Annotated in this window: 23 protein-coding genes, 1 tRNA gene and 1 pseudogene; 14 read left to right on the top strand and 11 right to left on the bottom strand. The window is 73.2% G+C overall.

Going from position 1 to position 25715, the window contains the following annotated elements; all coding sequences use genetic code 11:
* Positions 1–332 precede the first annotated feature (332 nt).
* Positions 333–1562: pseudogene (locus tag CO540_RS31015) on the bottom strand (hypothetical protein); the annotation flags it as partial.
* 114 nt (positions 1563–1676) lie between these two features.
* Here CO540_RS31015 and CO540_RS19515 point away from each other — a divergent pair.
* Both CO540_RS19515 and CO540_RS19510 read left to right on the top strand, forming a co-directional pair.
* Positions 1677–2351, top strand: coding sequence for a PASTA domain-containing protein (locus CO540_RS19515; RefSeq protein ID WP_253866070.1), 675 nt, complete (start codon positions 1677–1679; stop codon positions 2349–2351).
* A gap of 112 nt (positions 2352–2463) precedes the next feature.
* Positions 2464–3312, top strand: coding sequence for a PASTA domain-containing protein (locus tag CO540_RS19510; protein ID WP_099163144.1), 849 nt, complete (start codon positions 2464–2466; stop codon positions 3310–3312).
* 3 nt (positions 3313–3315) lie between these two features.
* On the opposite strand, the gene CO540_RS19505 is transcribed toward CO540_RS19510, so the two are convergent.
* A complete protein-coding gene (locus tag CO540_RS19505) occupies positions 3316–3777 on the bottom strand; it encodes a hypothetical protein (protein ID WP_099163143.1) in 462 nt (153 codons plus the stop codon).
* A gap of 99 nt (positions 3778–3876) precedes the next feature.
* Positions 3877–4164, bottom strand: a complete 288-nt coding sequence (locus CO540_RS19500) for a hypothetical protein (protein ID WP_091566115.1) — start codon at positions 4162–4164, stop codon at positions 3877–3879.
* Between the two features lie 620 nt (positions 4165–4784).
* Here CO540_RS19500 and CO540_RS19495 point away from each other — a divergent pair.
* From CO540_RS19495 to CO540_RS19485, 3 genes are all read left to right on the top strand, one after another.
* On the top strand, positions 4785–5666 hold the full coding sequence (locus tag CO540_RS19495) for a helix-turn-helix transcriptional regulator (RefSeq protein WP_091576762.1): 882 nt from the start codon (positions 4785–4787) through the stop codon (positions 5664–5666).
* On the top strand, positions 5636–5857 hold the full coding sequence (locus CO540_RS19490; RefSeq protein ID WP_099163142.1) for a DUF397 domain-containing protein: 222 nt from the start codon (positions 5636–5638) through the stop codon (positions 5855–5857). Before CO540_RS19495 ends, CO540_RS19490 begins: the two co-directional genes overlap by 31 nt.
* A gap of 148 nt (positions 5858–6005) precedes the next feature.
* Entirely contained in the window at positions 6006–6398 is a 393-nt protein-coding gene (locus CO540_RS19485; protein WP_091566106.1) for a hypothetical protein, read from the top strand.
* On the opposite strand, the gene CO540_RS19480 is transcribed toward CO540_RS19485, so the two are convergent.
* The 4 genes from CO540_RS19480 to CO540_RS19465 form a co-directional block, all read right to left on the bottom strand.
* Positions 6366–6974, bottom strand: a complete 609-nt coding sequence (locus CO540_RS19480) for a hypothetical protein (RefSeq protein WP_099163141.1) — start codon at positions 6972–6974, stop codon at positions 6366–6368. The genes CO540_RS19485 and CO540_RS19480 overlap by 33 nt on opposite strands.
* A gap of 254 nt (positions 6975–7228) precedes the next feature.
* On the bottom strand, positions 7229–8035 hold the full coding sequence (locus tag CO540_RS19475; RefSeq protein ID WP_091566098.1) for a WecB/TagA/CpsF family glycosyltransferase: 807 nt from the start codon (positions 8033–8035) through the stop codon (positions 7229–7231).
* On the bottom strand, positions 8032–9141 hold the full coding sequence (locus CO540_RS19470) for an NAD-dependent epimerase/dehydratase family protein (protein WP_172967882.1): 1110 nt from the start codon (positions 9139–9141) through the stop codon (positions 8032–8034). Before CO540_RS19470 ends, CO540_RS19475 begins: the two co-directional genes overlap by 4 nt.
* A gap of 71 nt (positions 9142–9212) precedes the next feature.
* Positions 9213–9298 (bottom strand) — tRNA-Leu (locus CO540_RS19465).
* A gap of 208 nt (positions 9299–9506) precedes the next feature.
* On the opposite strand from CO540_RS19465, the gene CO540_RS19460 reads away from it, so the two are divergent.
* Genes CO540_RS19460 through pknB form a run of 7 tightly spaced genes read left to right on the top strand, consistent with a single transcriptional unit; the run spans position 9507 to position 18421 of the window.
* On the top strand, positions 9507–10295 hold the full coding sequence (locus tag CO540_RS19460; RefSeq protein ID WP_026267912.1) for a DUF3662 and FHA domain-containing protein: 789 nt from the start codon (positions 9507–9509) through the stop codon (positions 10293–10295).
* Between the two features lie 6 nt (positions 10296–10301).
* Complete coding sequence (locus CO540_RS19455; protein WP_099163140.1) at positions 10302–10790, top strand: FHA domain-containing protein; 489 nt, start codon at positions 10302–10304, stop codon at positions 10788–10790.
* Positions 10787–12220, top strand: coding sequence for a PP2C family serine/threonine-protein phosphatase (locus tag CO540_RS19450; RefSeq protein ID WP_099163139.1), 1434 nt, complete (start codon positions 10787–10789; stop codon positions 12218–12220). The genes CO540_RS19455 and CO540_RS19450 overlap by 4 nt, the downstream gene beginning before the upstream one ends.
* 28 nt (positions 12221–12248) lie before the next feature.
* Complete coding sequence (locus CO540_RS19445; RefSeq protein ID WP_091566083.1) at positions 12249–13739, top strand: FtsW/RodA/SpoVE family cell cycle protein; 1491 nt, start codon at positions 12249–12251, stop codon at positions 13737–13739.
* Positions 13736–15241 carry a penicillin-binding protein 2 gene (locus CO540_RS19440; RefSeq protein ID WP_099163138.1) on the top strand — a complete coding sequence of 502 codons (1506 nt, stop codon included), beginning with the start codon at positions 13736–13738 and terminating at the stop codon, positions 15239–15241. Before CO540_RS19445 ends, CO540_RS19440 begins: the two co-directional genes overlap by 4 nt.
* A 1-nt stretch (position 15242) precedes the next feature.
* Positions 15243–16604, top strand: coding sequence for a serine/threonine-protein kinase (locus CO540_RS19435; RefSeq protein ID WP_099163137.1), 1362 nt, complete (start codon positions 15243–15245; stop codon positions 16602–16604).
* Positions 16601–18421 (top strand): Stk1 family PASTA domain-containing Ser/Thr kinase, encoded by a 1821-nt coding sequence (gene pknB, locus CO540_RS19430; protein ID WP_099163136.1) that lies wholly within the window; start codon positions 16601–16603, stop codon positions 18419–18421. Before CO540_RS19435 ends, pknB begins: the two co-directional genes overlap by 4 nt.
* 411 nt (positions 18422–18832) lie before the next feature.
* On the opposite strand, the gene CO540_RS19420 is transcribed toward pknB, so the two are convergent.
* The 4 genes from CO540_RS19420 to CO540_RS19405 form a co-directional block, all read right to left on the bottom strand.
* Positions 18833–19483: an aminodeoxychorismate/anthranilate synthase component II gene (locus CO540_RS19420; RefSeq protein WP_099164850.1), complete on the bottom strand. Its 651-nt coding sequence runs from the start codon at positions 19481–19483 to the stop codon at positions 18833–18835.
* A gap of 5 nt (positions 19484–19488) precedes the next feature.
* The gene (locus CO540_RS19415; protein WP_091566062.1) at positions 19489–19773 is read right to left on the bottom strand and encodes a hypothetical protein; all 285 of its coding nucleotides are present in this window, start codon (positions 19771–19773) and stop codon (positions 19489–19491) included.
* Between the two features lie 3 nt (positions 19774–19776).
* Complete coding sequence (locus CO540_RS19410; protein WP_253866068.1) at positions 19777–20760, bottom strand: class E sortase; 984 nt, start codon at positions 20758–20760, stop codon at positions 19777–19779.
* A gap of 1283 nt (positions 20761–22043) precedes the next feature.
* Positions 22044–22850, bottom strand: a complete 807-nt coding sequence (locus tag CO540_RS19405) for a DUF881 domain-containing protein (protein WP_091566060.1) — start codon at positions 22848–22850, stop codon at positions 22044–22046.
* 231 nt (positions 22851–23081) lie between these two features.
* Here CO540_RS19405 and CO540_RS19400 point away from each other — a divergent pair, with 231 nt between their 5' ends.
* Positions 23082–23345: a cell division protein CrgA gene (locus CO540_RS19400; protein WP_091566056.1), complete on the top strand. Its 264-nt coding sequence runs from the start codon at positions 23082–23084 to the stop codon at positions 23343–23345.
* A gap of 167 nt (positions 23346–23512) precedes the next feature.
* Positions 23513–25711: a (Fe-S)-binding protein gene (locus tag CO540_RS19395; RefSeq protein WP_099163135.1), complete on the top strand. Its 2199-nt coding sequence runs from the start codon at positions 23513–23515 to the stop codon at positions 25709–25711.
* Positions 25712–25715 lie beyond the last annotated feature (4 nt).

The following is a 25715-nucleotide window of genomic DNA, read 5'->3' as shown; positions in this document are numbered from 1 at the left end:
CGGACCGCCGCCGTTCCCGCCACTTCGGCGAGGTTGCGACGGGACCGGGGTGGTCAGGGCTTGCGGCGGGCCTTCGGTTCGTCGGTGCGCGCGGGCGGGGTCGAGTCCGAGCCGTTCTCGCCGTCGGGAGCGTCGGTGGCCGGCAGAGCGGCGTCGGGCTGCCGCTGGGGCGGTACTGCGCGGCCGGCACGGTCGGCGGCTACCCGCGAGGGGCGCCCCGACGAGCCGGCGCGCGTGCCGGACGACCGACTCGTGCGGCCCGCCGCCGGGGCCGGCCGATCCACCCGGGTGGAATCCGCGCCGGTACCCGAAGTCGGGTCCGGGTCGGCACCGGAGTCCGGGCCCGTTCCCCCGGTCGGCTCGTCGAGGCGACCGGCCGCCGTCTCCGGAGTGGTGGATGCCGGCTCGCTCGTCCGTACCGGCGCGGTTGCGGCGTCGGCGGCCGGCGTGGCCCGGCCCGCCCGGCGGCCGAAGAACCTCCGCGTCGGCTTGTCCTCCGTGCCCGGTGCCCGCTCGGCGCCGACGACGTCGGACCCGGTGGTCGACTCGGCGTCGCCACCGGATGACACGGGCTCCGACCCGGTGACGCCGGTCCGCCCCGGCTGCGGGTACCCGGCGAGGGTCGACGCCGGATCCGGCTCCCCGGCGCGCTGGCGGGGCACGGACACCGGCGGGCGATCGTTGGCTCGGCGGTCGGCCCGCTGGGCGAGCGCGGCCACCAGGACCGAGCCGGCCAGGCCGGCGATGACCGCGTACGGGGCGATCAGGTGGGCCGACAGCTGCTCGGCGGCGATCCCGGCGAGCCGCGGCACGGCCAGCAGGTAGGCCAGCGCGACCAGCAGCGGGCCGGCCGCACCGGAGGCCGCCGCGCCGACCCGCACGTCCGCCGGCCGCACCGCGCGGCGGGCGGCGAGCACGCCGATCACCAGCGCCGAGCCCAGGGAGAGCAGTACGCCCGGCCAGTAGAAGTAGTCCCGGATCCAGAATTCGGCCCGGTCCGCGCTGATCTGCCAGATGCCGAGCTGGGCGGTGCTGAGGCCACGGCCGGAGAGCACGCCGTCGATCACCGACACCACGGCGAGCAGCCAGAGCCAACCGGTGGTGGCGATCAGGTTGGTGGCGGCGGCACGGGTGTGCAGCGCCCAGGTCGCCAGCAGCACCCCGAGCACGAGCCCGACGGCCGCGTACGTCGCCGCGACGATCTGCGGCGAGGACGTGTCGGGCACCCGGGCCGCCCGGGCCGGCACCGCCACCAGCAGCACCGTGATCAGCGCGCCGGCACCGGCGGCGAGCGCGAGACCGAGCCGGGGCAGGGTGCCCACCGGTTCGTCGCCGCCACCCCGCAGTCGTTGGGCGCAGACCGCGCCGGCGATGACCGAGGTCGCCGCGATCCAGGTGGCCCAGGCGAGACTCGCCACCCAGGCCGCCTCGACGCGTACCGAGCCGGTCGGCGCCCAGTTGATGATGCCCAGCCCGTAGCCGAAGCCGAGCTGCGCGGCGCCCGCACCGGCGGCGACGCCGAGTGCGGCGGCGGTCGATCCTCCCCAGCCCCGTCTGGCCATGCGGGGGAGCGTAGCGTCCCGAGGTCGCCCCGGCGAGTCGTGGGATCCGGCGACCGGTCGCGGACGGCTTGGCGACACCGGCTACGGTCGCCGATGAACGAGGCGGGGGACGCGATGACGGACGATCGGCAGCCGGTACGCGACGACGGGACCGGCCCGGGGCGTACCCGGCTCTTTCTCGGCGGCGCTCTGGCGGTGGTCCTGCTGGCGGTGATCGGAGCCAGCGGTGGCTGGGTGCTCGCCGGTGAGCCGGACCCGCCCGCCGCCTCCTCCGGGGTCGTGCCGAGCGGTGGCGCGGCGACCTCCGGTCCGCCGGCCACGCCCAGCGCACCGTCCACCCGGCCCGCCGACGACCGTCCCAGCGGTCCACGGTCGCGTACCCCGTCCGGCCTCACCGTGCCGGATCTGGTCGGCGCCGACTTCGCGCGGGCCCGGCAGGAGTTGCGCGACCGCCGGCTCGGCTGGCGGCTGGTGTTCGGCGCCGGCTCCGGGCGCACCGTCGAGCGGACCTCGCCGGGCGCCGGCGAGCCGGTCAAGCGCGGCGTCACGGTCACCGTCTGGGTGGCCGGGCCGGCCCCGGCCGTCACCGTGCCCGACGTCGGCGCCCTGTCCTGCGCCGACGCGGCGGACGACCTGGTGGAGGCGGGGCTCTACCCGCGTTACCGCAGCGGCCGGCAGGGGCCGGTCACCGGGCAGGAACCGGCCGCGGGCAGCGCCGCCCGGTGGAACGACCAGATCGCGCTCACCTGCGGGGACGCGCCGACCACGAGTCCGTCGCCCACTCCCTGACGGCCGGCCCGGGCAGGACGGCGCGCTGATGCCGGCCGGCGTGGCCACGGACCGCTACCGTGGACGATCGAGGGCCGTGTGCCCCCGTCCCGGTGGGGAAAGGACGTGTGCCATGAGCGACGACCGTCAGGATCCACCCGCCGGTGACGCGGACGCCACCCGGGCGCTGCCCCCGCACGGGGACGACGCCGACGCCACCCGCGCCATGCCGCGGGGAGCGGGCGGCGAGGACGCCGACGCCACCCGCGCGATGCCCCGCAACCCCGGCGACGACCCCGACGCGACGCGGGCGGTGCCCGGCGGGGCGGACGGTGACGCCACCCGACCGCTGCCCGGCGAGGGACGCCGGCCGCTGGACGCCACCACCCGCCAGGAGCCGGTCGGCGGCGCGGCCTGGTCCGGGCGTGCCGGCGTGCCGCCGCCGCGACCGGCCGGCTACCCCGAGCCGGGCGCCGAGTGGTACGGCGACGAACAGGCCGGACGCCGCTGGTGGATGCCGATCCTGCTGGGCATCCTGGCGCTGGTCCTGCTCGGTCTGATCGCGGCCGGCGTGTGGCTGGCGCTGCGTGCCGCCGAGCGGAACGACGGTCCGGGCCCGACGCCGTCGGCGGTGCCCAGCACCTCGGCGCGGACCAGCGCCGCGCCGACCAGCGCGTCGCCGAGCAGTTCGCCGTCGAGCACGCCCCCGACCACGACGCCGCCCGCCGAGGTGCCGATGCCGCCGCTGGTCGGGCTGCCCGAGTCCGCCGCCCGGGCGGCGCTGGACCGGTTGGGTGTCGACTACCGGGTGCACCGTCGGCCGTCGGACCGGCCGGCCGGCACGGTGATCGCCACCGACCCGGAGGCCGGTTACTCCGTCGGTGACGGCGACCGGGTCACGCTCGTGGTGGCCGCAGCGGCCCCGCCCACCACCGGCGCGACCACGCCGAGTTCCGCGCCGGCGACCACCACCACGCCCTGACGGTCACCACTGCCGGCGTCGGGTGCCCACCAGGCCGAGCCCGGCGAGCGAGATGGCGAGCCCGAGCAGGCCGGAATAGAACAGTGACCGGCCGAGGTCGGTCGAGTCCGTGGGGCGGTCCGCGAGCGCGCCCTCCCCGGCCCCGGAGCCCGCCTGATCGTCGTCGGACTCCTCGTCGATGTCGTCCGCCGTCGCCGACCCGGCCCCGTCCCGCTCGTCCTCGTCGGTTTCGTCCCCGTACGGCTGGGCCTCCGCCGGCTCGCCGGCCGACCGCGCGCCCTCGCCGGCCACGGTGATCTCCGGGGCGGGCACGGGCTCGGCCAGTTGCTGGGTGGCGGAGAAGGCCGGATGGCGGACCACGAGCGCGAGCACGGTGGCGAGGCCGAGGAAGAGGAAGAGCCCGAGGGCATAGCCGACACGGGACCGGTGGTGCCGCCGCGCGGCGGGCAGATTGACCATGACCATCCCAGGTTCAGGGTCCGTGGCGCGCGGGGTGGAACGGTGCCGGGGTGGGCGTACCGATTCTATGGCGGCGGCACGCCCTCCCGACCGGGAATCGTGAGGTCAGCCCACCCGGACCGGAGTCCGGACCACCGGACGTCGGGCCGTCCGTACGGTGTGCTGACGAGGGGCCGGTGCGGCCTGGACCTGCCGCAACCCCTCCTGAAGTACGAAGATCGACCGCCGGTTGACCGCGTCCCCCGCCGCGTTCAACTCGTAGCCGTCGAGCCAGAGCCAACCGTCGTAGGTCGGCCAGTCGAGCACCCGGATCACCCGGAACATGATCGGTCGGAAGAACTGGACACTCGCCGCGCGAGTCACGTGCAGTACGTCACCGGAGCGGGGAAGCACATGGGCTCCTGGGAAGGTTCGGCCGGCGGTTCGGGCCGGCGAGACGGAACGGGGGTCGGTGCGGTCCGGTGACGGGGGGTCTACCTCGGTGGACCGGCGGTCGGTGGGTCGGTGCTGGTCGGGCCGTACCCACGGTGGCGGACCGCCACCCGACCATCACCCGGCTGCTCCCGGTTACCGCTCCCGCCGCCGCAGCCGAGCCGGCGTGCAGCGGCGGGGTCTTCACCCCGGGGCAGGTCTCGCGGCGCGGGACGGCTCCCCTCCGGCCGTCCCACGGACCGTGGTGTCACCACGCCCGGAGATCATGCGAAGACGGTGAGTAACCCGTGCCATACCGACAGAGTGCATCAGCGACCTGCCGGATGCAAGTTGCACGTCGACTTTTGCCGATAGGTGAGTGGGACACGTGAACGGGGCGCTTGAACCCTCAGGTACCCAAACGGCACACTGGACGCCGGTTTCGCCCGTCGCGGCCGGTCGACGACCGGCACCACCCCTGCCGCGAACGCTCGCCCGCCGCCCCCGGGTCGCGCCCACGGCGGGTGCCGAACCGGGGCGCGACCGACCGGAGGTAGCCGGGTGTCTGTGAGTCCTGGTCCCGCGAGCCGGTGGGCGGCGTCATGAGTGAACGGCGCAGCCCGACCATCCGCCGGCGCCGGCTGGGTGCGGAACTCCGCCGGCAGCGGGAGGCCGCCGGCATCACCATCGAGGTGGTCGCCGAGCAACTGGAGTGTTCGGCGTCCAAGATCTCCCGGATCGAGACCGGCCACACCACCGCGACTCCCCGCGACGTACGGGACATGCTCCGGATCTACGGGGTGGTCGGCGCGGAGAGCGACGAGCTGGTGCAGATCGCCCGCGAGGCCCGGCAGAAGGGCTGGTGGCATCCCTACAGCACGGTGCTGGTCGGGGCGTACGTCGGCCTGGAGGCCGCGGCCAGCTCGATCCGCGCATACGAGCAGCAGGTCGTGCCCGGGCTGCTGGAGACCGAGGAGTACGCCGGGGCGATGATCCGCGCCGCCCGGCCGGACTTCACGGCCGAACAGGTCGAACAACGGGTGCGTGTCCGACTGGGCCGTCAGTCGTTGTTGACCCAGGACGATCCGGTCGATCTGTGGGTGGTGCTCGATGAGGCGGTGCTGAGCCGGCCGGTGGGCGGCGACGCGGTGATGCGTGGCCAGCTCAAGCGGCTGGTGGAGGTGGCCGAACTGCCGAACGTGACGGTGCAGGTCCTGCCCTTCGAGGTGGGCGCGCACGCCGGCATGGACGGGACCTTCACCATCCTCAGCTTCCCCGAACCGAGTGATCCCGATGTCGTGTACGCGGAGAACGCCACGGGTGGGCTCTTCCTGGAGAAGAGCGACGAACTGCAGAAGTACAGCTTCATCTTCGATCACATTCGAGCAGCGGCCATACGCCCGGAGGAATCCATCGCACACATCGCGAAACTGGCAGAGGAGCCACTGTGGAAATGGCGACCAAGGAGTTCCCCGTGGACCTGACGCAGGCGACGTGGTTCAAGAGCTCGAAGAGCGGGCCGAACTGCGACAACTGTGTCGAGGTCGCGTACGTGACCGGGGCGGTCGGAGTCCGGGACTCGAAGGACAAGGCGGGCCCGGCCCTGGTCTTCGCCCCGGGCGACTGGCACGCCTTCGTCGCCCGCGCCAGGGGCGGTGCGTTCGGCCGGAGCTGATCGCCACCGAAAGCGTGGTCCCGCCCGGCAGCGTCGCCGGGCGGGACCATTTCGTTCGGGTGCCGGCCGACGCCGGCCACCCGTCGCCAGTTTCGTTCCGCCTCGTTGAACCGCACGGATCGGCAACCGAACGAGGCAGGCGAGACGGATGACGACGATCGGTTCAGAGAACCTCACCAGCGGCCCGGGTAAGCCCGAGCGGTTCGGTGGCAAGTACCGCGGGGCGCGCCGGGACACCGTCCTCACCGAGGTGGTCTCCACCGACGGCGAGGAGATGGCCGCCGCGCCGGAGCAGTCCGCCGGGCCGCTCTCCCTGCCGTCGCTCGACCCCAACCCGCTCACCGAGCCGTCCTTCCCGCCCAGCGGTTGGCCGATGGAGCAGCAGGAGTCCCTGGTGGACCACCCGCTCCTGCGCGGCCTGCTGATGGAGCTGCCCCCGAAGGGCAGCGTCCCCCCGCCCGGCTGGCTGGACCGCTGGTTCGAGGCGACCCGGGCGATCCTGGAGCTGCTATACGTGCAGGGCACCGGCCGGACGCGCTGACACCGCCGTCGCCCGCGCGGGCGGCAACGCCCGCTCGGCGAGCCGGTTGTGTCGCAACGCGTGCCGTACCCCGATCGCCGACACCGCGAGCACCGCGACCGTGATCGCCGGGCCGGCGAGGCCCGGTGCGGCGAAGAGGTCGACCCCGACGGCCGGGAACACGGCGACGAGCACCGCGAGCGCGGTCGCCTGCAACGGCAGCGCGATCAGCGGGTGCGCGGCGGCGGCCCGCAGACCGTGCGGGGCCGGGATCCCGGGCGCCGCCGCGAAGGCGCCCGCGCCGGCCCGTACCCGCCGGACCCGGCGTACCGTGCAGGCCGCGACGACCGCCGCCGGGACGGCCGCGACGGCGAGACCGGCGGCGGCCCGGTCCACCGCCGTGTCGCCGGCGCTCTGCAGGCCCGCGGCCAGGACCGCCGTGGTGAGCGCGAGGCCGGTCAGCACCAGGGCGGACAACCATCCGGTACGCCGACGCAGCGCCCGGGCCCGGTCGAGCCCGGGCAGGCCCTCGGCGACCAGGCCGGCGGCCAGCCAGACGGCGGCGACGGGAAGCAGCACGGCGAGACGGTCATCCATGGCCCCAGCCTTGCCCAGTTCGACGCCCGCCGAATCGGGGACGGCCCCCCGGTTCCCCCGGTACGCGTTCCCGTAGGGGTCATCGCGCCGGCGTTATGGCGGTTCCGGAATGTTCACAGTGGTCGTGTCGGCGACCTAGCATCGGGTCGACCGGTCTCCCGGAGCCTCACCCGGGCGACCGTCACCACCGCAGCCAACCTCTCCCACCGGCGTCCGGCGGTCCCCCTCACGGGTGGCCGCCGGACGTCGTCGGGTCAGACGTCGAAGGTGGCGGGGCGGCCGGTGGCCGGCGCCGGCGGGGTGGCCTTCCACAGGCCGGTCTTCTGCGCCGCCAACCGGGCCAGGTAGGCCGGGTTGAGGATGACGTAGCGGCGCCACAGCCGCTTCGGCTCCAGGCCGAGCCGCCAGAACCACTCCAGCCCGGCGCGCTGCATCCACGGGGGCGGATTGCGCAGCAGGCCGGCGTGGTAGTCGAACGCCGCGCCGACCGCCATCAGCGGCATGTCCAGCAGCGGCCGCATCGCGTACGCGAAGACCTCCTGCCGGGGGCAGCCGAGCCCGACCAGGACGAGGCGGGCGCCGCTGGCCCGGATCCGGTCGGCGATCTCGGCGTCCTCGCCCGGCGCGACCGCGCGGAACTTGGACGGCTCGACGCCGGCGATCTTCAGCGCCGGGAACCGGCGCTCCAGTGCCGGGACCAGACGGGCCAGCGTCTCCTCGGTGGAGCCGTAGAGGTAGACCGGCAACCCCTCGTCGGCGAACCGGGACAGCACGCGCAGCGTCAGCTCCGGGCCGTAGACGCGGTCGGTGAGGCCGGCGCCGTGCAGCAGGTTGAGCGCCCAGCGCACCGGCTGCCCGTCGGGGGTCACCACGTCGAACGAGTTGAGCCGGGCGTTGTGCGCCGGGTCGAGCACCCCGGTCATCACGCCGTGCACGGCCAGCGCGGTCAGCGCCATCGGGCGGCGTTCGTGCGCGGCCGCGACCACCGCCTCGGTGGCCCGGTCGTAGTCGGTCGCGTCGACCCCGACGCCGAGCACGTTGCGCTTCGTGTCGCCGGTCATGGCTTCGGCACCCACTTGTCGACGTTCGCCTCGTAGATCTCCCGGAGGATCATCGGCACGTCGTAGGTGATCTTCCAGGCCGGGTAGTGCTCCTCGAAGCGGGCCATGCTGCTGACGTACCACTGGTGGTCGCCGGTGCGGGCCTGCTCGACGTAGTTGATCTGCGCCTCGCGGCCGGTGATCTCCTGGGCGATCCGGAACGCCTCGATGTGCGAGGTGTTCGAGTGCCGGCCGCCGCCGAGGTTGTAGACCTGGGCGGAGCGCGGCTCGCGGAAGAACGCCTCGAACGCGGTGAGCACGTCCCGGGAGTGGATCGCGTCCCGGACCATCTTCCCCTTGTAGCCGAAGAGGTTGTACGTCCGGCCCTCCATCACGCACCGCATCAGGTACGCCAGGAAGCCGTGCAGCTCGGCCGCGGAGTGCGCCGGCCCGGTCAGCGTCCCGCCCCGGAAGCAGGCGGTCTTCATGTCGAAGTACCGGCCGTACTCCTGGACCATCACGTCCGCCGCCACCTTCGAGGCGCCGAAGATCGAGTGCAGCGACTCGTCGATCGACATGTCCTCGGTGATGCCGTCGTACCAGTGGTGGTCCTCGGGCAGCTCGTAGCGGGTCTCCAGCTCGACCAGCGGGAGCGAGTTCGGCCGGTCGCCGTAGACCTTGTTCGTGGAACAGTGGATGAACGGCGCGTCGATCGCGTGCCGCCGGGTGTTCTCCAGCACGTTGAGCGTGCCGCCGGCGTTCACGTCGAAGTCGGTGTACGGCTCCTTGGCGGCCCAGTCGTGGCTCGGCTGGGCGGCGCTGTGGATCACCACGGCGATGTCCCGGCCGTACCGCTTGAAGACCTGCTCCAGGCCGTCCCGGTCGCGGATGTCCACCGCGTGGTGGGTGTACGCGGTGCCGAGGTCGGCGGCGAGGCGGTCGAGGCTCCAGGCGGTCGAGCCGTCCTCACCGAAGAAGTACCGCCGCATGTCGTTGTCGATGCCGACCACGTCGAGACCCAGCCCGGCGAAGTGCCGGGCCGCCTCGGAGCCGATCAGACCGCCGGAACCGGTCACCAACGCGACACTCACACGCCACTCCTGGTCCATAGGAGGCAGGGAAACCATCGGAGCATAGCGTGACGTCCGGTACGCCCCGATACGGCGCGAGGGCCCCGCAGCCTGCGGAGCCCTCGTTCTGGTGGGGATGGGGGGAGTTGAACCCCCACGTCCTTTCGGACACACGGACCTGAACCGTGCGCGTCTGCCATTCCGCCACATCCCCGTGGCACGACCGGAACACCATATCGCATCCCGCGCCCGCCATCTGCGGCGGGTGCCGGGACATATTACGCTGTCCACTGGTCACGCCACGAACGATCACCGTTCGTGGCGGGCGAAACTGTAGCACGCTCGCGGGCCTGGTCACGAACGGGCCGACGGCAGCCGGCCGAGCGGCGTGTGAGCTGCGGAGGCGGTGTCCGGATACCATCATTGCCTCGGGACCCGAGGAGGAGCCGGTGAGCGTGCTGCAACGCTTCGAGAAGCGTCTGGAAGGCCTGGTCGAGGGGGCCTTCGCCAAGGTCTTCAAAGGGGTGGTCCACCCCGTGGAGATCCTCAACGCCATGCAGCGGGAGGCCGAGGCGCACAAGGCGATCCTGGCCGGTGGGCGCACGTTGGTGCCCAACCGCTACGTGATCGATCTCTCGCCCTACGACCACAGTCGCCTGGCGCCGTACGCCGCCGCGTTGGCCCAGGAGCTGGCCCAGTCGCAGGCGGAGTTCATCGGCGAGCAGGCCTGGACGGTCTACGGCGACGTGATCGTCGAGGTCGAACGTGGTGAAGGGCTGGACACCGGCATGTTCCGGGTCACCGCCGAGGTCTACACCGGCGGCGACGTCGCCCCGGTCTCGGCCCCCGGCGGCTACGACGCCGGCCCGGCCTACCCGGCCTACGACCAGGGCGGCGGCTACGGTCCCCCGCCCGGCCACGGCGGCGGCCGCAACGTCCGCCTGGTCTCCGGCGACGGCCGCACCTACCCGTTGCAGATGGGCTCGACCGTGATCGGCCGGGGCGACCAGGCCAACCTGCGCCTGCCCGACGTCGGCATCTCCCGACGCCACGCCCGGCTCGACTTCGACGGCGGCCAGGTCGTGCTGACCGACCTGGGCTCCACCAACGGCACCATGGTCAACGGCCAGCGCGTCTCGGCGGTCGCCCTCAACCCGGGCGACATGATCCAGCTCGGCACGACGACGCTGACCTTCCGCGTGGACGGCTGATCCCCGTTGCCGGAGCTCGTCATCACCGTCGCCCGGTTCGGGTTCCTCATCCTGCTGTGGATCTTCGTGTTCACGGTGGTCGGCGTGATCCGTCGGGACCTCTTCGCGGGGGCCCGGTCGGGTCGACTGGTGGCCGCGCCGCGCGGGGTCGGCGCCTCCACCGGAGCGCCGGCGGGGAAGCCGGCGAAGGCCAAGCGGGGTCGGGCCGCCCACCAGCTGGTGGTCACCGCCGGTCAGCTGGCCGGCACCCGGATCACCCTGGGCGAGGCCCAGATCACCATCGGACGGGCGGAGGACTCCACCCTGGTGATCACCGACGACTACGCCTCGGCGCGACACGCCCGGCTCGTGCCGCGTGACGGGCAGTGGTACGTCGAGGACCTCGGATCGACTAACGGCACCTACCTGGATCGCGCTAAGGTCACCGGACCAACCCCCGTCCCCCTCGGCGTGCCGATCCGGATCGGCCGCACTTCCCTCGAATTACGGCCATGACTCTGACCCTGCGCTACGCGGCCCACAGCGACCGCGGTCTGATCCGAGACGGCAACCAGGATTCCGTCTACGCCGGACCGCGGCTGCTCGCCGTTGCCGACGGCATGGGCGGCATGGCCGCCGGTGACGTCGCCAGCAACATCGTCATCGGTGCCATGGCGCCGCTCGACGAGGACGTCCCCGGTGACGCCCTGGTCGACGCGCTCCGCTCCGCCGTGGGCACCGCCAACCAGCAGCTCCGCGACACCGTGGACGCCAACCCGCAGCTGGAGGGGATGGGCACGACGCTCACCGCGACCCTCTTCTCCGGCAGCAAGCTCGGCATGGTCCACATCGGTGACTCGCGGGCCTACCTTCTGCGCAACGGTGAGTTCGCGCAGATCACCAAGGACGACACCTACGTCCAGATGCTCGTCGACGAGGGCCGGATCAGCGCCGAGGAGGCGAGCAGCCACCCCCAGCGCTCGCTGCTCACCCGCGCGCTGGACGGCCGCGACATCGACCCGGAGTACAGCGTCCGCCAGGTGCTGCCCGGCGACCGCTACCTGATCTGCTCCGACGGGCTCTCCGGCGTGGTCAGCGCGGACACCATCGGCGACACGCTGCGGGAGTACACCGACCCGCAGCAGTGCGTGGAACGCCTGGTGCAGCTCGCGCTGCGCGGCGGCGGTCCGGACAACATCACGGTGATCATCGCCGACGCCACCGACCGCGACATCGTCGAGGCGTCCCCGATCGTCGGCGGCGCCGCCGCCCGGGACCGGGGCATGGCGACCTCCGCCGACGACTCCACCCCGGCGGCCCGCGCGTCGGTGTTGTCCGCGCCCCGGCCGCCCGCTCCGGAGGAGCCGGTCGACACCCGCGACGACGAGCCCGAGCGACGCCGGCGGCACCCGCTGCGCACCGCCGCGATGGCGCTCGCGCTGGCGGTCATCGTCGCCGGCGGCGTCTTCGGCGGCTGGAGCTACACCCAGCGGCAGTTCTACGTCGGCGCCACCGACGACGGTCAGCTCGCGGTCTTCCGCGGCGTGCCCGGGCAGGTCGCCGGGCTCGACCTGTCGAACGTGCACGAGCGCAGCCCGGCGCGGCTCGACGACCTGACGTTGGCCGCGCAGGAGCGGGTGAAGCAGGGCATCCAGGCCAAGAGCGAGCCGGACGCCGAGCGCCGGCTGGCCGAGCTGACCAGCGACGACCCGGCCAACCCGAACCTCAAGCCGCTCTGCCCGCCCGCTCCGACGGCCGGTTCGGTCAGCCCGACCCCGGTGACGACGGCCGGAGCGCTGACCCCGGTCATCACCGGCAGCGCCGTCCCGCCGACCCCGGCGGCCGGCACGCCGACGCCCACGCCGACGTCGACCACCACGCCCGACGCCGTACCCTCCGACACCGTCGCGCCGGCCGACCCCGCCGGCTGCCGGTCGCCGGAGTGAGTGTCGGCTCGATCCTGAGGACGCATCCGTGACCGCAGCCGCCGTACCGGCAGCCTCGCCCGCCTCGACGGGCGAGCAGTCCGGCGTACGCCTGGCCCGGTCCCGGCGTAACGCCGAGCTGTCCCTGCTCCTGCTCGCCATGGTGCTGGTGGCGGCGTACGCGGCGATGATCGAGGCCAAGGCGCTGGACACGGTCACCCCGGACTTCTGGATCCCGGCCGCCGCGCTGGGACTGGTCTTCCTGGGGCTGCACCTGGTGATCCGCTGGCTGGCGCCGTTCGCCGATCCGGCCCTGCTGCCGGCGGTGGCGCTGCTCAACGGCATCGGCGTCGGTTTCCTGCGCCGGTACGACCTGGCGCAGGCCGCCCCGGCGGAGCGGGCGGACCTGGCCATCTTCGCCGGCACCGGCGGCCGCCAGCTCGCCTGGACGCTCGCCGCGGTGGTGCTCGCCGCCGCTCTGCTGGCGATCCTGCGCGACCATCGCTCGCTCTCGCGCTACGCGTACACCCTGGGCCTGGCCGGCATCGTGCTGGTGATGATCCCGGCGGTGCTGCCGGGGCGGTTCTCCGAGATCAACGGCGCGAAGCTGTGGATCCGGGTCGGCGGGTTCCAGATCCAGCCGGGTGAGTTCGCCAAGCTGGCCCTGCTCACGTTCTTCGCCTACTACCTGGTGCGCAAGCGCGAGGTGCTCTCGCTGGCCAGCCGGCGGGTGCTCGGCATCGACTTCCCGCGCGGGCGCGACCTCGGCCCGGTGCTGGTGGTCTGGCTGGTCAGCATCCTGGTGCTGGTCTTCGAGAAGGACCTGGGCACGTCGCTGCTCTACTTCGGCATGTTCGTGGTGACGCTCTACATCGCCACCGAGCGGGTCAGTTGGCTGCTCATCGGTCTGATCCTGTTCTTCGGCGGCGCCTACCTGGCATACGTGCTGGGCAGCACGGTGGGTGGGCCGTTCGCCAACTTCTACGACCGGGCGCAGATCTGGCTGGACCCGTTCGCCGAGCCGTACGACCGGGGCTACCAGCTGGTCCAGGGCCTGCTCACGCTCGGCACCGGTGGCCTGTTCGGCGCCGGTCCGGGTGGAGGCCAGCCGACGCTGTTGCCCGAGGTGCAGACCGACTTCATCTTCGCCGGCATCGGTGAGGAGATCGGCCTGTTCGGCCTCTCCGCGCTGCTGGTGGTCTACCTGCTGATCGTCGAGCGGGGCCTGCGCGCCGCGCTGGCGGTGCGGGACTCGTTCGGCAAGCTGCTCGCCGGCGGCCTGGCGTTCACCCTGGGCCTCCAGGTCTTCGTGATCGTCGGCGGGATCAGCAAGCTCATCCCGCTGACCGGCCAGACCACCCCGTTCCTGTCCGCCGGTGGCTCCTCGCTGATGGCGAACTGGCTGCTGATCGCGGTGCTGCTGCGGGTGTCCGACGGCGCCCGACGGCCGGTCACCGGCGGGGGTGGCCCGGCGGCCCGGCCCGCCGGCGGTCCGCCGGAGCAGCTGCACGGCGCCCCGACGGAGGTGATCCGGCCGTGAACGCACCCCTGCGCCGCGTCGGTGTGGTCGTGATGGTCCTGTTCGGGCTGCTCTTCGCGAACCTGAACTGGATCCAGGCCTACAAGGCCGACGAATACCGCACCAGCGACTACAACGGTCGGGTCCAGGTCGCCGAGTACGACCGCAAGCGCGGCAACATCGAGGTCGGCGGCACCGCGTACGCGGTCAGCAAGGAGACCGGCGGTGAGCTGAAGTTCCAGCGCACCTATCCGGGTGGGAAGACGTACGCGCACGTGCTCGGCTGGAAGCCGGTCAACGGCGGCGCCAGCGGCATCGAGCGGGTGGAGAACGACTTCCTCGCCGGCACCAGCGACGCGCTCATCGCCAACCGGATCAAGGACATGTTCACCGGTGACGAGACCGGTGGCGGCAACGTGCTGCTGACGCTCTCCAAGCGGGCCCAGGAGACGGCGTACAAGCAGCTCAACGACAACCAGGTGGGCGCCACCAAGGGCGCGGCGATCGCGATCGACCCGCGTACCGGGGCGGTGCAGGCGCTGGTCTCCATGCCCAGCTTCGACCCGAACCCGCTGGCCAGCCACGACAGCACGGAGGCCGACCGGGCCTACAACGCGCTGGAGAAGGACAAGGACCGGCCGCTGGCCAACCGGGCGCTGTCCGAGGTTCTGCCGCCGGGCTCCACCTTCAAGATCGTCATGGCCGCGGCGGCGCTGGAGAACGGCATCGGCCAGCAGACCCAGATCCCGGCCGGGTCGAGCTACACCGCGCCGGGCGCCGGGAAGCCGATTCGCAACGCCGCCGACTCCATCTGTCCCGAAGCGCAGGTAACCCTGCGGGAGGCGGTGACCGAATCCTGCAACACCGGCTTCGCCCAGCTCGGTGTGCGGCTCGGCGCGGACAAGGTCAAGGAGAAAGCGAAGCAGTTCGGCTTCGAGCAGGAGGACCTGACGGTCGGGCAGGACGGTGACGGCGGCCTCCCGGTCGCGGCCAGCCGCACCGGCGACATGCAGAACCCGGACGGCAGCACCGACCCGGCCGCGCTGGCCCAGTCGTCGATCGGCCAGAACAACGTGCGGATGACGCCGTTGCAGGGCGCCCTGATCGCCGCCGCGGTGGCCAACGACGGCAGCCAGATGCGCCCGTACCTGGTCAAGCAGCTGCTCGGCCCGGACCGCACCACCGTCTACGACGCCGCCAAGCCGCGCGAGCTGCGCCGCCCGGTCAGCAGCCAGGTGTCTGCCGACCTGCGGTCGATGATGCAGAACGTGGTGAAGGAGGGCACCGGCCAGCGGGCCGCCATCGACGGCTACGTGGTCGGCGGCAAGACCGGCACCGCCCAGTCCGGCCCGGACACGCCGGACCACGGCTGGTTCATCGGCTTCGCGCTGGCCAAGGACGGCACCCCGCTCTCCGCGGTCTGCGTCGAGCTGGAGCAGGCCGGCAGCGGCGGCAGCGCCGAGGCGGCCCGGATCGCCGGCCGGATCATGGCGGCGGCGATCGCCGACTCCGGGAGGCGCTGACGTGCTCAGCCCGGGTGTGCAGCTCGGCAACCGCTACCGCCTGGACGAGCGGATCGCCAGCGGTGGCATGGGCGACGTCTGGCGCGGCACCGACCAGGTGCTGGGCCGTACGGTCGCGGTCAAGAGCCTGCTCCCCGCGCTGCTCGACGAGCCGGGCTTCGCCGAGCGGTTCCGTGGCGAGGCGCGGACCATGGCCACCATCAACCACCCCGGCGTGGTCGACGTCTACGACTTCGGCAGCGACCAGCAGATCGCCTTCCTGGTGATGGAGTACGTGGAGGGCGACGCGCTCTCCGCCACGCTCAGCCGGGTCGGCCGGCTCACCCCGGCCCGCACCATGGCGTTGCTGGCCCAGGCCGCCGACGCGCTGCACGCGGCGCACGAGAAGGGCATCGTGCACCGGGACGTGAAGCCCGGCAACCTGCTGGTGCGGCCGAACGGCACGCTGGTGCTCACCGACTTCGGCATCGCCCGCTCCGACCTGGTCGGGCAGCTCACCGCCGCCGGCTCGGTGCTCGGCACCGCCTCGTACATCTCGCCGGAGCAGGCCACCGGCGCGGTCGCCACCCCCGCCTCCGACGTCTACGCGCTCGGCGTGGTGGCCTACCAGTGCCTGGCCGGGCGGCGCCCCTTCGAGGGGGACAATCCGCTCGAGATCGCCATGAAGCACGTACGCGACGCGCCCCGGCCGCTCCCCGCCGACATCCCGCCCCAGGTACGCGCGATCGTCGAGCGGTCCATGGCCAAGGATCCGGCGGCCCGCTGGCCCAGCGCCGCCGCGCTGGCGAGCGTCGCCCGACAGGCCAAGCTCGCGCTCTCCCAGCAGGCGCGCGCCGGGCACCCGATCTCCGGCGCGCCGGCCTCACCCGCCGCGCCCGTCGCGCGGGCCCAGGTGCCGACCGCCGCCCCGCGCCCGCAGCCCCGCCCGCCCGTGGCCCCGGCCCGCCCACCGGTGGCGCCGCGTCCGACCATGGTCGCGCACCCCGCCCCGCAGGCCCGCCCACCGGTGGCGCCGCGCGGGGCGGCCCCCGTCCCACAGCCCCGACCGCAACACCACCCCCAGGGGTACGCCCGCCCGCCCGCCGCGCCGCCGCCCCAGCGCCGTTCCCGTTCCGGGCTCTGGACCACGGCGATCGTGGTGGCCGTGCTGGTCATCCTCTGTTCGGGCGTGATTTCTTTCTGGTACCGGAAATACGTGGCCGGTGCCGCCGGTCCGCCCGTACCGGCGAGTGTGAGCGTGACGTCCGGCGCGGTGCGGGCGTACGGGGGCGACTATCCGGTCCGCACGTCGTACCGTCGTGAGGTACGCCTCCAGCCGGCCGGCGGCGGTTCGACGACGAGCGAAGGACGAGAGACGCGATGACAGCGCAGGCCCGCCTGCTCGGTGGCAGGTACCAGGTCGGCGAGCTGCTGGGCTACGGCGGCATGGCGGAGGTGCACCGCGGTCGCGATCTCCGGCTCGGGCGGGACGTCGCGATCAAGATGCTTCGTGCCGACCTGGCCCGCGATGCCACGTTCCAGATGCGGTTCCGCCGGGAGGCGCAGAACGCCGCCTCGCTCAACCACCCGGCCATCGTCGCCGTCTACGACACCGGCGAGGAAACCGCACCGACCGGCGAGACGCTGCCGTTCATCGTGATGGAGTTCGTCAACGGACGGACCCTCAAGGAGGTCCTCGGCGTCGAGGGGCGGCTCCAGCCGCGCCGGGCGCTGGAGATCTGCGCCGACATGTGCGCCGCCCTGGAGTTCAGCCACCGGCACGGCATCATCCACCGGGACATCAAGCCCGGCAACGTGATGCTCACCCAGACCGGCCAGGTCAAGGTGATGGACTTCGGCATCGCCCGCGCGCTGGCCAGCGGCGCAACCACGATGACGCAGACCAGCGCGGTCATCGGCACCGCGCAGTACCTGTCCCCCGAGCAGGCGCGCGGCGAGGCGGTCGACGCCCGCTCCGACGTCTACGCCGCCGGGTGCGTGCTGTTCGAGCTGCTCTGCGGGCACCCGCCGTTCGTCGGCGACAGCCCGGTCAGCGTGGCCTACCAGCACGTACGGGAGCAGCCGCCGACGCCCAGCACGATCAACCCGGACGTCAACCCCGCGGTCGACGCCATCGTGCTCAAGGCGCTCTCCAAGAACCCGCTCAACCGCTACCAGAGCGCCGGCGAGATGCGGGCGGACCTGCTCCGCGCCGCCGCCGGCCGGCCGGTGCTGGCGACCCCGGTGATGCCGTCCGAGGAGACCATGCCGATGGCGGCCGCCGGAGGCGGCTACCACCAGGCGCAGCAGACCCAGATGATGGGCCCGCAGACGCGCCAGCAGGCGCCCGCCCGGGTCGGGGACCCGCGCAAGCGCAAGTCCTCCTCCTGGGTCATCGCCACGTTCGCCGCGCTCGGTGTGCTCGCGGTGATCGCGCTGGGCACCGCGCTCTGGCTCAACCAGACCGGGGCCGAGAAGGTCTCCGTGCCGAAGCTGGTGGACGGCACGCAGGCCGAGGCGCAGGCGGCGCTCACCCAGGCCGGGCTGCGCTACGTCAACGGAGACCCGGTGCAGAACACGGAGTGCAAGCCGGGCACCGTCGTCAACCAGAGCCCGGGCCCGGGTCTGCGGGTGGAGAAGAACACCGCAGTGTCGGTCCAGATCTGCACCGGCCCCGGCGAGGTCACCATCCCCACCGGCCTGAAGGGCAGCACCTTCGACGCCGCGAAGGCACGCCTGGACGAGCGGAGCCTGGTCGCGGTGCGCAAGGACGTGACCAACAGCGCGCCCGAGGGCCAGGTCGTCGAGGTCTCGCCCGCCGAGGGCAGTCCGGTGGCCGAGGGCAGCAAGGTGACGCTCTCGGTCTCCAAGGGCAACGTCGGTGAGGTGCCGAACGTGCGTGGCTACACCGAGGACCAGGCGAAGCAGCGGTTGAAGGAAGCCGGCTATGACGTCAGGACCCGGGAGGGCAACGAGGTCGAGCCGTCCCAGGCGGGGAAGGTTAGCAGCCAGTCGCCGTCCGCCGGCACCAAGCTGCCTCGCGGTGAGACCGTGACCATCGAGGTCGACGTGCCGATCGAGGAGCAGAGCGAGAGCCCGACCCCGCCGAGCCCGACTCCCAGCGGTTCGCCCAGCACGCCGGGTGGCGGCGGTGGCGGCTTTCCGTTCCCGACCGTCCCGCCGACGCGAAGCAACGGCTGACGCTGTCGAGCACGTGGCGGTGCCCCGGACGACCGGGACACCGCCACGCTGCCTCTCCGGACGCTTGAGTCGGCGTGGAACGGGCGCATCCCGCCGCGGGAAACACCCACCACGTTCCACCCGTTCCGTCCCCCGTCGAGATCTTGGTACGGCCCCGCCCCCCTGAGGGCGGCCCCGTACCAAGATCTCGACTACGTGTCGTCCCCTCCCGAGCCCGTCCGCTGTTGACCATGAAGTTGGCGGCGACAAATCGGGCGAGACCTGCCGCCAACTTCATGATCGCCGGGGCGCGGGGCGCGGGGCGCGGGGCGCGGGGCGCGGGGCGCGGGGCGCGGGGCGCGGGGCGCGGGGCGCGGGGCGCGGGGCGCGGGGCGCGGGGCGCGGGGCGCGGGGCGCGGGGCGCGGGGCGCGTCAGGCTGCGGCGAAGGCTGCTCGGCGGCGGGCGTCGACCTCGGCGGCCAGCTCCGGGGCGCGCTCCAGCGCCTCCGGGAAGCCGCACGTGGCCAGCCAGTTCGCCAGCATGACGTGACCGCCCTCGGTCAGCACCGACTCGGGGTGGAACTGCACGCCCTCGATCGGCAGCGTGCGGTGCCGCATCGCCATCACCACCCCGGAGGCGGTACGGCCGGTGACCTCCAGCTCGTCCGGGAGCGTCTCGGGCAGCACCGCGAGCGAGTGGTAGCGGGTGGCGGTGAACGGGTCGGGCAGGCCGGCGAGCACGCCGACGCCGTGGTGGTGCACCTCGGAGGTCTTGCCGTGCAGCAGCTCCGGGGCCCGGGTCACGGTGGCCCCGAACGCCTCACCGATGGCCTGGTGGCCGAGGCAGACGCCGAAGAGGGGGAGCCTGCCCGCGTACTCGCGGATGACGTCCAGGCAGATGCCGGCCCGGTCGGGGCTGCCCGGTCCGGGCGAGAGCAGCACGCCGTCCGCGCCGACGCGGCCCACCTCGGCGACGTCGATCTCGTCGTTGCGCCGTACCTCGCAGTCCACGCCGAGCTGGCCGAGGTACTGCACGAGGTTGAAGACGAACGAGTCGTAGTTGTCGATCACCAGGACGCGCATCGGGGTCACCTGTTCGGGGTGGAGGGCGGGGCGTTGTTGGTCTCGGTGCTGTAGGGGAGTTCCTCCTCCTCGCCCGGCAGCCCGGTCGGGTCGGTGAGCCCTCCCCCGGGGGCGTCGCCCGGTACGCCGGAGTCCTGCGTGACCTGCACGTCGTCGAAGGGCAGCAGCGGCTCGGCCCAGGGGAAGACCACGAGCCAGAGCAGGGCGACCGTGGCGGTGGCCAGCAGCACCGAGCCGATCAGCTTCCCGGGCAGGCCGAACGGCAGCTTCCGCCAGATCCACGAGTACACGGGTCAGGCCTCCAGTTCGGCCGGGCGGCCCGCCGACTTCGCCTGGGCGTGGTCCAGCCGGGCGTGGACGATGAGCCGCTGGTAGTTGTCGAACTTGGGGTTGCAGGTGGTCAGCGTGAGCAGCTTCTCGGTCGCCTTCCGGTCCGGTTTGCCCGGCACCGGCGCGACCACCTCCACCTGGGAGGGCTTGACGATCCGCTGCTGGTAGACCCGGTAGACGAGCCAGTCGGTCTTGGTCTCGACCACGATGACGTCGTCGGCCTTCAACTCGTCCAGCCGCCAGAAGGTGGAGCGGATGCGGTGACCGGCGACGGAGAAGTTGCCCACCTCGCCCGGCATGGCGCTGTCCGGGTAGTGGCCCGGGGCGTACCGGATGTCGTCCGGGCTGACGCCCTCCACCACCACCCAGTGCTTGTCGAACTTGGGGATGTAGAGGCCGGCGACGGGCTTCCCCTCGGCCGGCGGCTTCGGCTTCACGCTCGGCCCGGTGGTCGGGCCGACGGTCGGGTCCGTCTCCCACTCCCGGGCGAGCTGACCGCTCAGGTCGCTCTGGTGGGCGTCGACGATGACCGACTTGCCCCAGATCTCGTAGCCGGCGAAGAGCAGCACCACCAGGCCGAAGGTGATCAGTACCTCGCCGGTGCCGCGAATCACCGAGCGCAGCCGGGAGCCCGTGGTCGGGCGGGTCAGTTCGGAGTAGACGCTGCGGTAGCCCTCGCCGGTCTGTTCCGGCCGGAGCTGCACCACCCGCTCGCCGCGCCGTGGGCGCGGCGGCTCCGCCGGTGGCTCGTCGCCGCCGTCGCCGGTGTCCTGCACCGGGGGTACGGCGCCCATCAGCGCTGTGGAGTCCAACCGCGGATCGGCGGGCGGGCGGCTGACCGGGCGCAGCACCGCCGTCGCACCCGGGTCGCCGGGCTGCTCGGGGCCGGCGCCGTGCCGTTGCGACGCGCGGGCACGCGGCTCGGACGCGCCGGCCCGCTCTCCCACCGGCGGCAAAAAGTCGGTCGGCCCGTCGGCGGGGGCGGCCGGTCGGATCGGGCCGGGGGCACCACCGCGAGCGCCGGACGGAGTCGCCGGCGCGCGATCCGGGTCGGCGCGGTGCTCGGAGGGGCCGACGGGGCCCGGCGGGGGTTGGTCGGCGCGGGCCGTCGGATCGAACCGGCGGCCGGACGGCCCCGAGAAACGCCGGTCCTCGGGGGTGGCCGGGCCGCCGACTCCGCTGCGGCTGTCGGAGCGGTACGGGTCGGCGGGCCGGGCATCCGCGGGCCCGGACGGCCGGTTCTCGATCGCTCGCCCACCCGCCGTCCCGGGGCCGTCCGGGTGCCGGCCGTCCGGACCGGTGGGCGGGCGGCCGAGGCCGCGCGCCGACCGCGGGGCGTCCTCGTGGGGCGGAGGCGGGTACGCCTCGACGCGCGGCGCGGACCGGGTCCCGGCGTGGGGCGACGGCGGATACCCCTCGGCGCGTGCCGGCTGACGGGTCTCGGGGTGGGACGAGGGCGGGTACGGCTCGGCGCGTGCCGGCTGACGGGTCTCCGGGCGGGGCGACGACCGGTACGACGGGGGGCTGGTCTCGGTGTGGGGCGTCGGTGGGTAGCCCTCGGCGCGCGCCGGCCCGTGCGGCTCGGCTCGTGCCGCGGTGCTCGACGGACGGGCCTGGTTGCCCGGCCAGGCGGGCGGGGGCGGGGCGCTGGGCCGGCCGCCCGCGTCGCCGTGGCCGTGGCCGTGGTTGCGGCGTTCCGGCTCCCGGCCGCCGGTCTCCCGGCCGCCGGTCTCCCGGCCGCCGGTCTCCCGGCGGGCGGGTTCGCGGCGGGTGGGTGTGCGGTCGCCGACGCCACGGCCGTCGGGTGCGCGGTCGCCGACGTCCCGGCCGTCGGGTGCACGGCGGCCGACGTCCCGGCCGGCGGGGTCGCCTCGGTCCGGCCCCTGGCCACGGGGATCCCACCGGTCGGGTAGCCCACGGCTCGGGTCACCGGCGCCAGGGTCACGGCCCACGCCACGGACGTCGAGTTCACGGCCCAGCCCACGGGCACGGAGGTCACGACTCAGGTCACCGGCGTCAGGGGCACGGCCCGGGCCACGGGCGCCCGGGTCACGGCCGCCGAGGCCGCGACGGGCCGGGGACGAGTGGGTCGGGCCGGCGTCCGGCCAGGGCAGGTCGAGCGGGGGCCGCGCCGGTGCGGGCGCCGGACGGTCGACGGTGGGGAGGAACGCGGTCGGCTCCTCGTGCGGGTCGTCGGCGCGACCGTGGCGTTCCGCGGGGCGGTCGCCGGTCACCTGGGCACCGTCGCCGATTGCAGCGCGGTGGAGTCCTCGAACGCCGGCACGGTGACGGTGGAGACCCGCTCGACGTAGCCGAGCTGGTAGTGGTCGGCCACTTCCTTGAACACCCGGACTCCCTCAGAGGCGGCGAGCGCCCGCTGGAACTCCGCGGGATCGCCGATGGCCACGATCTTGAAAGGAGGGGAGTAAACCCGGCCGTGCAGCAGCAGGGTGTTACCGACGCAGCGTACCGCGCTGGTGCTGAGGACGCGGACGTTCATGATTGACATGGCCTCCGCGCCGCCGGCCCAGAGCGCATTCACGACCGCCTGCACGTCGCCCTGGTGCACGACCAGGTCGTCGTTGCTGGCGCCCTTGGGCAACGGCTGGCCGGGACCCCAGTCGGCGTCGTTCAACTCGATGGTGATCCCGGTGCCGGTGAGCGCGGTGAATCCGGCGGCCTGCCGGCTGGCGGCGGCCCGGTCCCGCTGGAGCTTGACCGGCCCGTCGGTGCCGGCCAGCGCCTCGGTCTGCTGCTCGACCTCGTCGCGCAGCCGCGCCGCCTTCGCCTCGCTGGCCGCGACCTGCTCGCGCCGGTCCTCGATGAGCTGGGTGAGCTGTGGCCGCCGGTCCTCGCGCAGCGAGGTGCCGCCGGCGGTGGTCGCGGTGGTGGTGAAGAGCAGCCCCGCCGCGGCGGCGATCAGGGGCACGCCGATCGACCAACCCGGGCGGCGCTGACGCGCTCGTCGGGGCAGCAGACCGGCAACCGCGCGGCGGAGGACCTTCTGCCAGGAGGCGGCGCCGGACGTGTACTCCACCGGGCGTTCCCTTTCCCGTCGTCTCGTTCCGGCCCGCGCCGATGCGAACCGACCTGCTCGACCCGAAAAGTCCCGCTCTTTTCGGTCACTCCGTGCACCGGCCTGACCCCATTCGTGGCCTGGACGGTCCGTCGGGACTACGCTAGCTGTCGAACATTATTGGCCATGGACCGTCGCCCCCGCGCCCGGTTGTCAGGCCGGACGAGGTCGTACCCCCCTCTGGAGAGCGTCGTGCCCAAGTCTCAGGTCCGCAAGAAGAAGGTGTACACCCCGCCGACGGACGTCCGCCCGACGGCGACGGCGGCGACGCGCAAGCCTAGCCCGGTCTGGCTGCCGATCACCGCCGTCGCGCTGATCGCGGTGGGCATCGGCTGGCTGGTGATCTACTACCTCTCCGAGCAGGCCTACCCGGTCGCCTCGTGGGGTTACTGGAACCTCGCGGTGGGCTTCGGCGCGATGGTCTCCTCGCTGATCCTGCTCTCCCGCTGGCGCTGAGTCGCCCGGTCGCACGTCACGCCACGCCGCCCCTGTCCGGCACCCGGACTCCGCTGCACCTAAGGTGTCCGCAGGGCGGCGTGGCCGGTGCGAGAAGACTCACGTTACTGCTGGGTAACCTTCCGCGTAGGCTGCACTGACAAGCAGCAGACCGGGAGGCCAACTCGATGGGCAGCGTCCAGATCGTCACCACGATCCTCGCGGCCGCCATCACCGCCGTTGCGGTGTGGCTTGCGGTGCGCGCGGTCATGAAGATGACGGCCGTCATCCGGCTGGGGCAACCCGCGCCGGAGCGGTTCGCCGACAAGGGCGCCCGCACGAAGAAGATGCTGGTGGAGACCGTCGGTCACACCCGCATGCTGAAGTGGAGCGTGGTCGGCGCCGCGCACTGGACCGTCATGGTCGGCTTCGTCGTGCTGTCGCTGCTGGTGCTGGAGGCCTACTTCGAGGTCGTCACCCCGACCGGTGGGTTGCCGATCATCGGGTCCTGGACGATCTTCGGTCTGGTCACCGAGTGGATCGGCATCCTCGGCCTGATCGGCATCGTGGTGCTGATGGCGATCCGGCTGCGCAACCGGCCCGGTCGCGCCGAGAACCGCTCCCGCTTCACCGGCTCGACCATGTGGCAGGGCTACTTCGTCGAGTGGATCGTGCTGCTGGTCCTGATCTTCGGCTTCGTCATCCGGGGCTTCAAGGTCGCCACCGACCACTTCGAGTACCCGGTCTGGGCCACCCCGCTCAGCCACGCCGTCGGCGCCGCGCTGCCGGGCTGGGAGAACGGCGCGAGCATCGCCGCGCTCATCAAGATCGTCATCTCGATGACCTGGCTCATCGTGATCTCGCTGAACGTCACGATGGGTGTCGCCTGGCACCGGTTCCTGGCCTTCCCGAACATCTTCTTCAAGCGCGACCCGGAGAAGCCCGCCGGTTCCGGCCTGGGCCCGCTGCGCCCGATGACGAGCGAGGGCAAGCCGCTCGACTTCGAGGAGGCCGACCCGGAGAAGGACCAGTTCGGTGTCGCCCAGGTCGAGCAGTTCAGCTGGAAGGGCCTGCTCGACTTCAGCACCTGCACCGAGTGCGGCCGGTGCCAGTCGCAGTGCCCGGCCTGGAACACCGGCAAGCCGCTGTCGCCGAAGCTGCTCGTGCTCAGCCTGCGCGACCACGCGTACGCCAAGGCGCCGTACCTGCTGGCCGGCGGCGGCAAGGACCTGACCGGCGAGGAGAAGGCCACCGAGGCGCAGCTCGCCCACATGGACGTGCTGGCCCTGGCCGAGGCCGACCGCCCGCTGATCGGCACCGCCGAGGAGGGCGGCGTCATCGACCCGGACGTGCTCTGGTCCTGCACCACCTGCGGCGCCTGCGTCGAGCAGTGCCCGGTGGACATCGAGCACGTGGACCACATCGTCGACATGCGCCGCTACCAGGTGCTGATCGAGTCGAGCTTCCCCTCCGAGGCCGGCGTCATGCTGCGCAACCTGGAGAACAAGGGCAACCCGTGGGGCGCCCCGCAGAACACCCGTGAGGACTGGACCAAGGGCCTCGGCTTCGAGGTGCCCCGGGTCGGCGAGGTCGACGACTTCGAGTACCTGTTCTGGGTCGGCTGCGCCGGCGCGTTCGAGGACCGGGCCAAGAAGACCACCCGCGCGGTCGCCACGCTGCTCCACGAGGCGGGCGTCTCCTTCGCCATCCTGGGTGAGGGCGAGACCTGCTCCGGTGACCCGGCCCGGCGCATCGGCAACGAGTTCGTCTTCCAGATGCTCGCCCAGCAGAACGTCGAGACGCTGAACGAGGCGTTCGAGGGCCGGGAGAAGAGCAAGCGGAAGATCGTCGCGACCTGCCCGCACTGCTTCAACACGCTGGGCAACGAGTACGGCCAGCTCGGCGGCGAGTTCGAGGTGGTGCACCACACCCAGCTGCTGGCCCACCTGGTCAGCGCCGGCAAGCTCACCCCGGTGCAGCCGGTCGACGGTGGCGTGACCTACCACGACCCCTGCTACCTGGGCCGGCACAACCGGGTCTTCGCCGCTCCGCGTGAGGTGCTCGGCGACTCCATCCAGGGCGAGCTGACCGAGATGCCGCGCAACAGCGAGCGCTCCTTCTGCTGCGGCGCCGGCGGCGCCCGGATGTGGATGGAGGAGAAGATCGGTAAGCGGATCAACGTGGACCGGGTCGAGGAGGCCATGTCCACCGGCGCGAAGACCATCGCGGTCGGCTGCCCGTTCTGCTCGACGATGCTCAACGACGGGGTGAACGGCAAGGGCGCCGGCGAGGACGTCGAGGTGGTCGACGTGGCCAGCGTGCTGCTGCGCTCGGTCAAGCCGGACGCGCCGGCCGGCGAGAAGGAGACCGCTCCGGCGGCCGGCTGAGGCG

Source organism: Micromonospora sp. WMMA2032, assembly GCF_002688545.1.
In the GTDB taxonomy this organism is placed as follows: Bacteria; Actinomycetota; Actinomycetes; order Mycobacteriales; family Micromonosporaceae; genus Micromonospora; species Micromonospora sediminicola.
The sequence above is the reverse complement of the archived record's forward strand: the minus strand, read 5'-3'. Positions and strand labels throughout refer to the sequence as shown.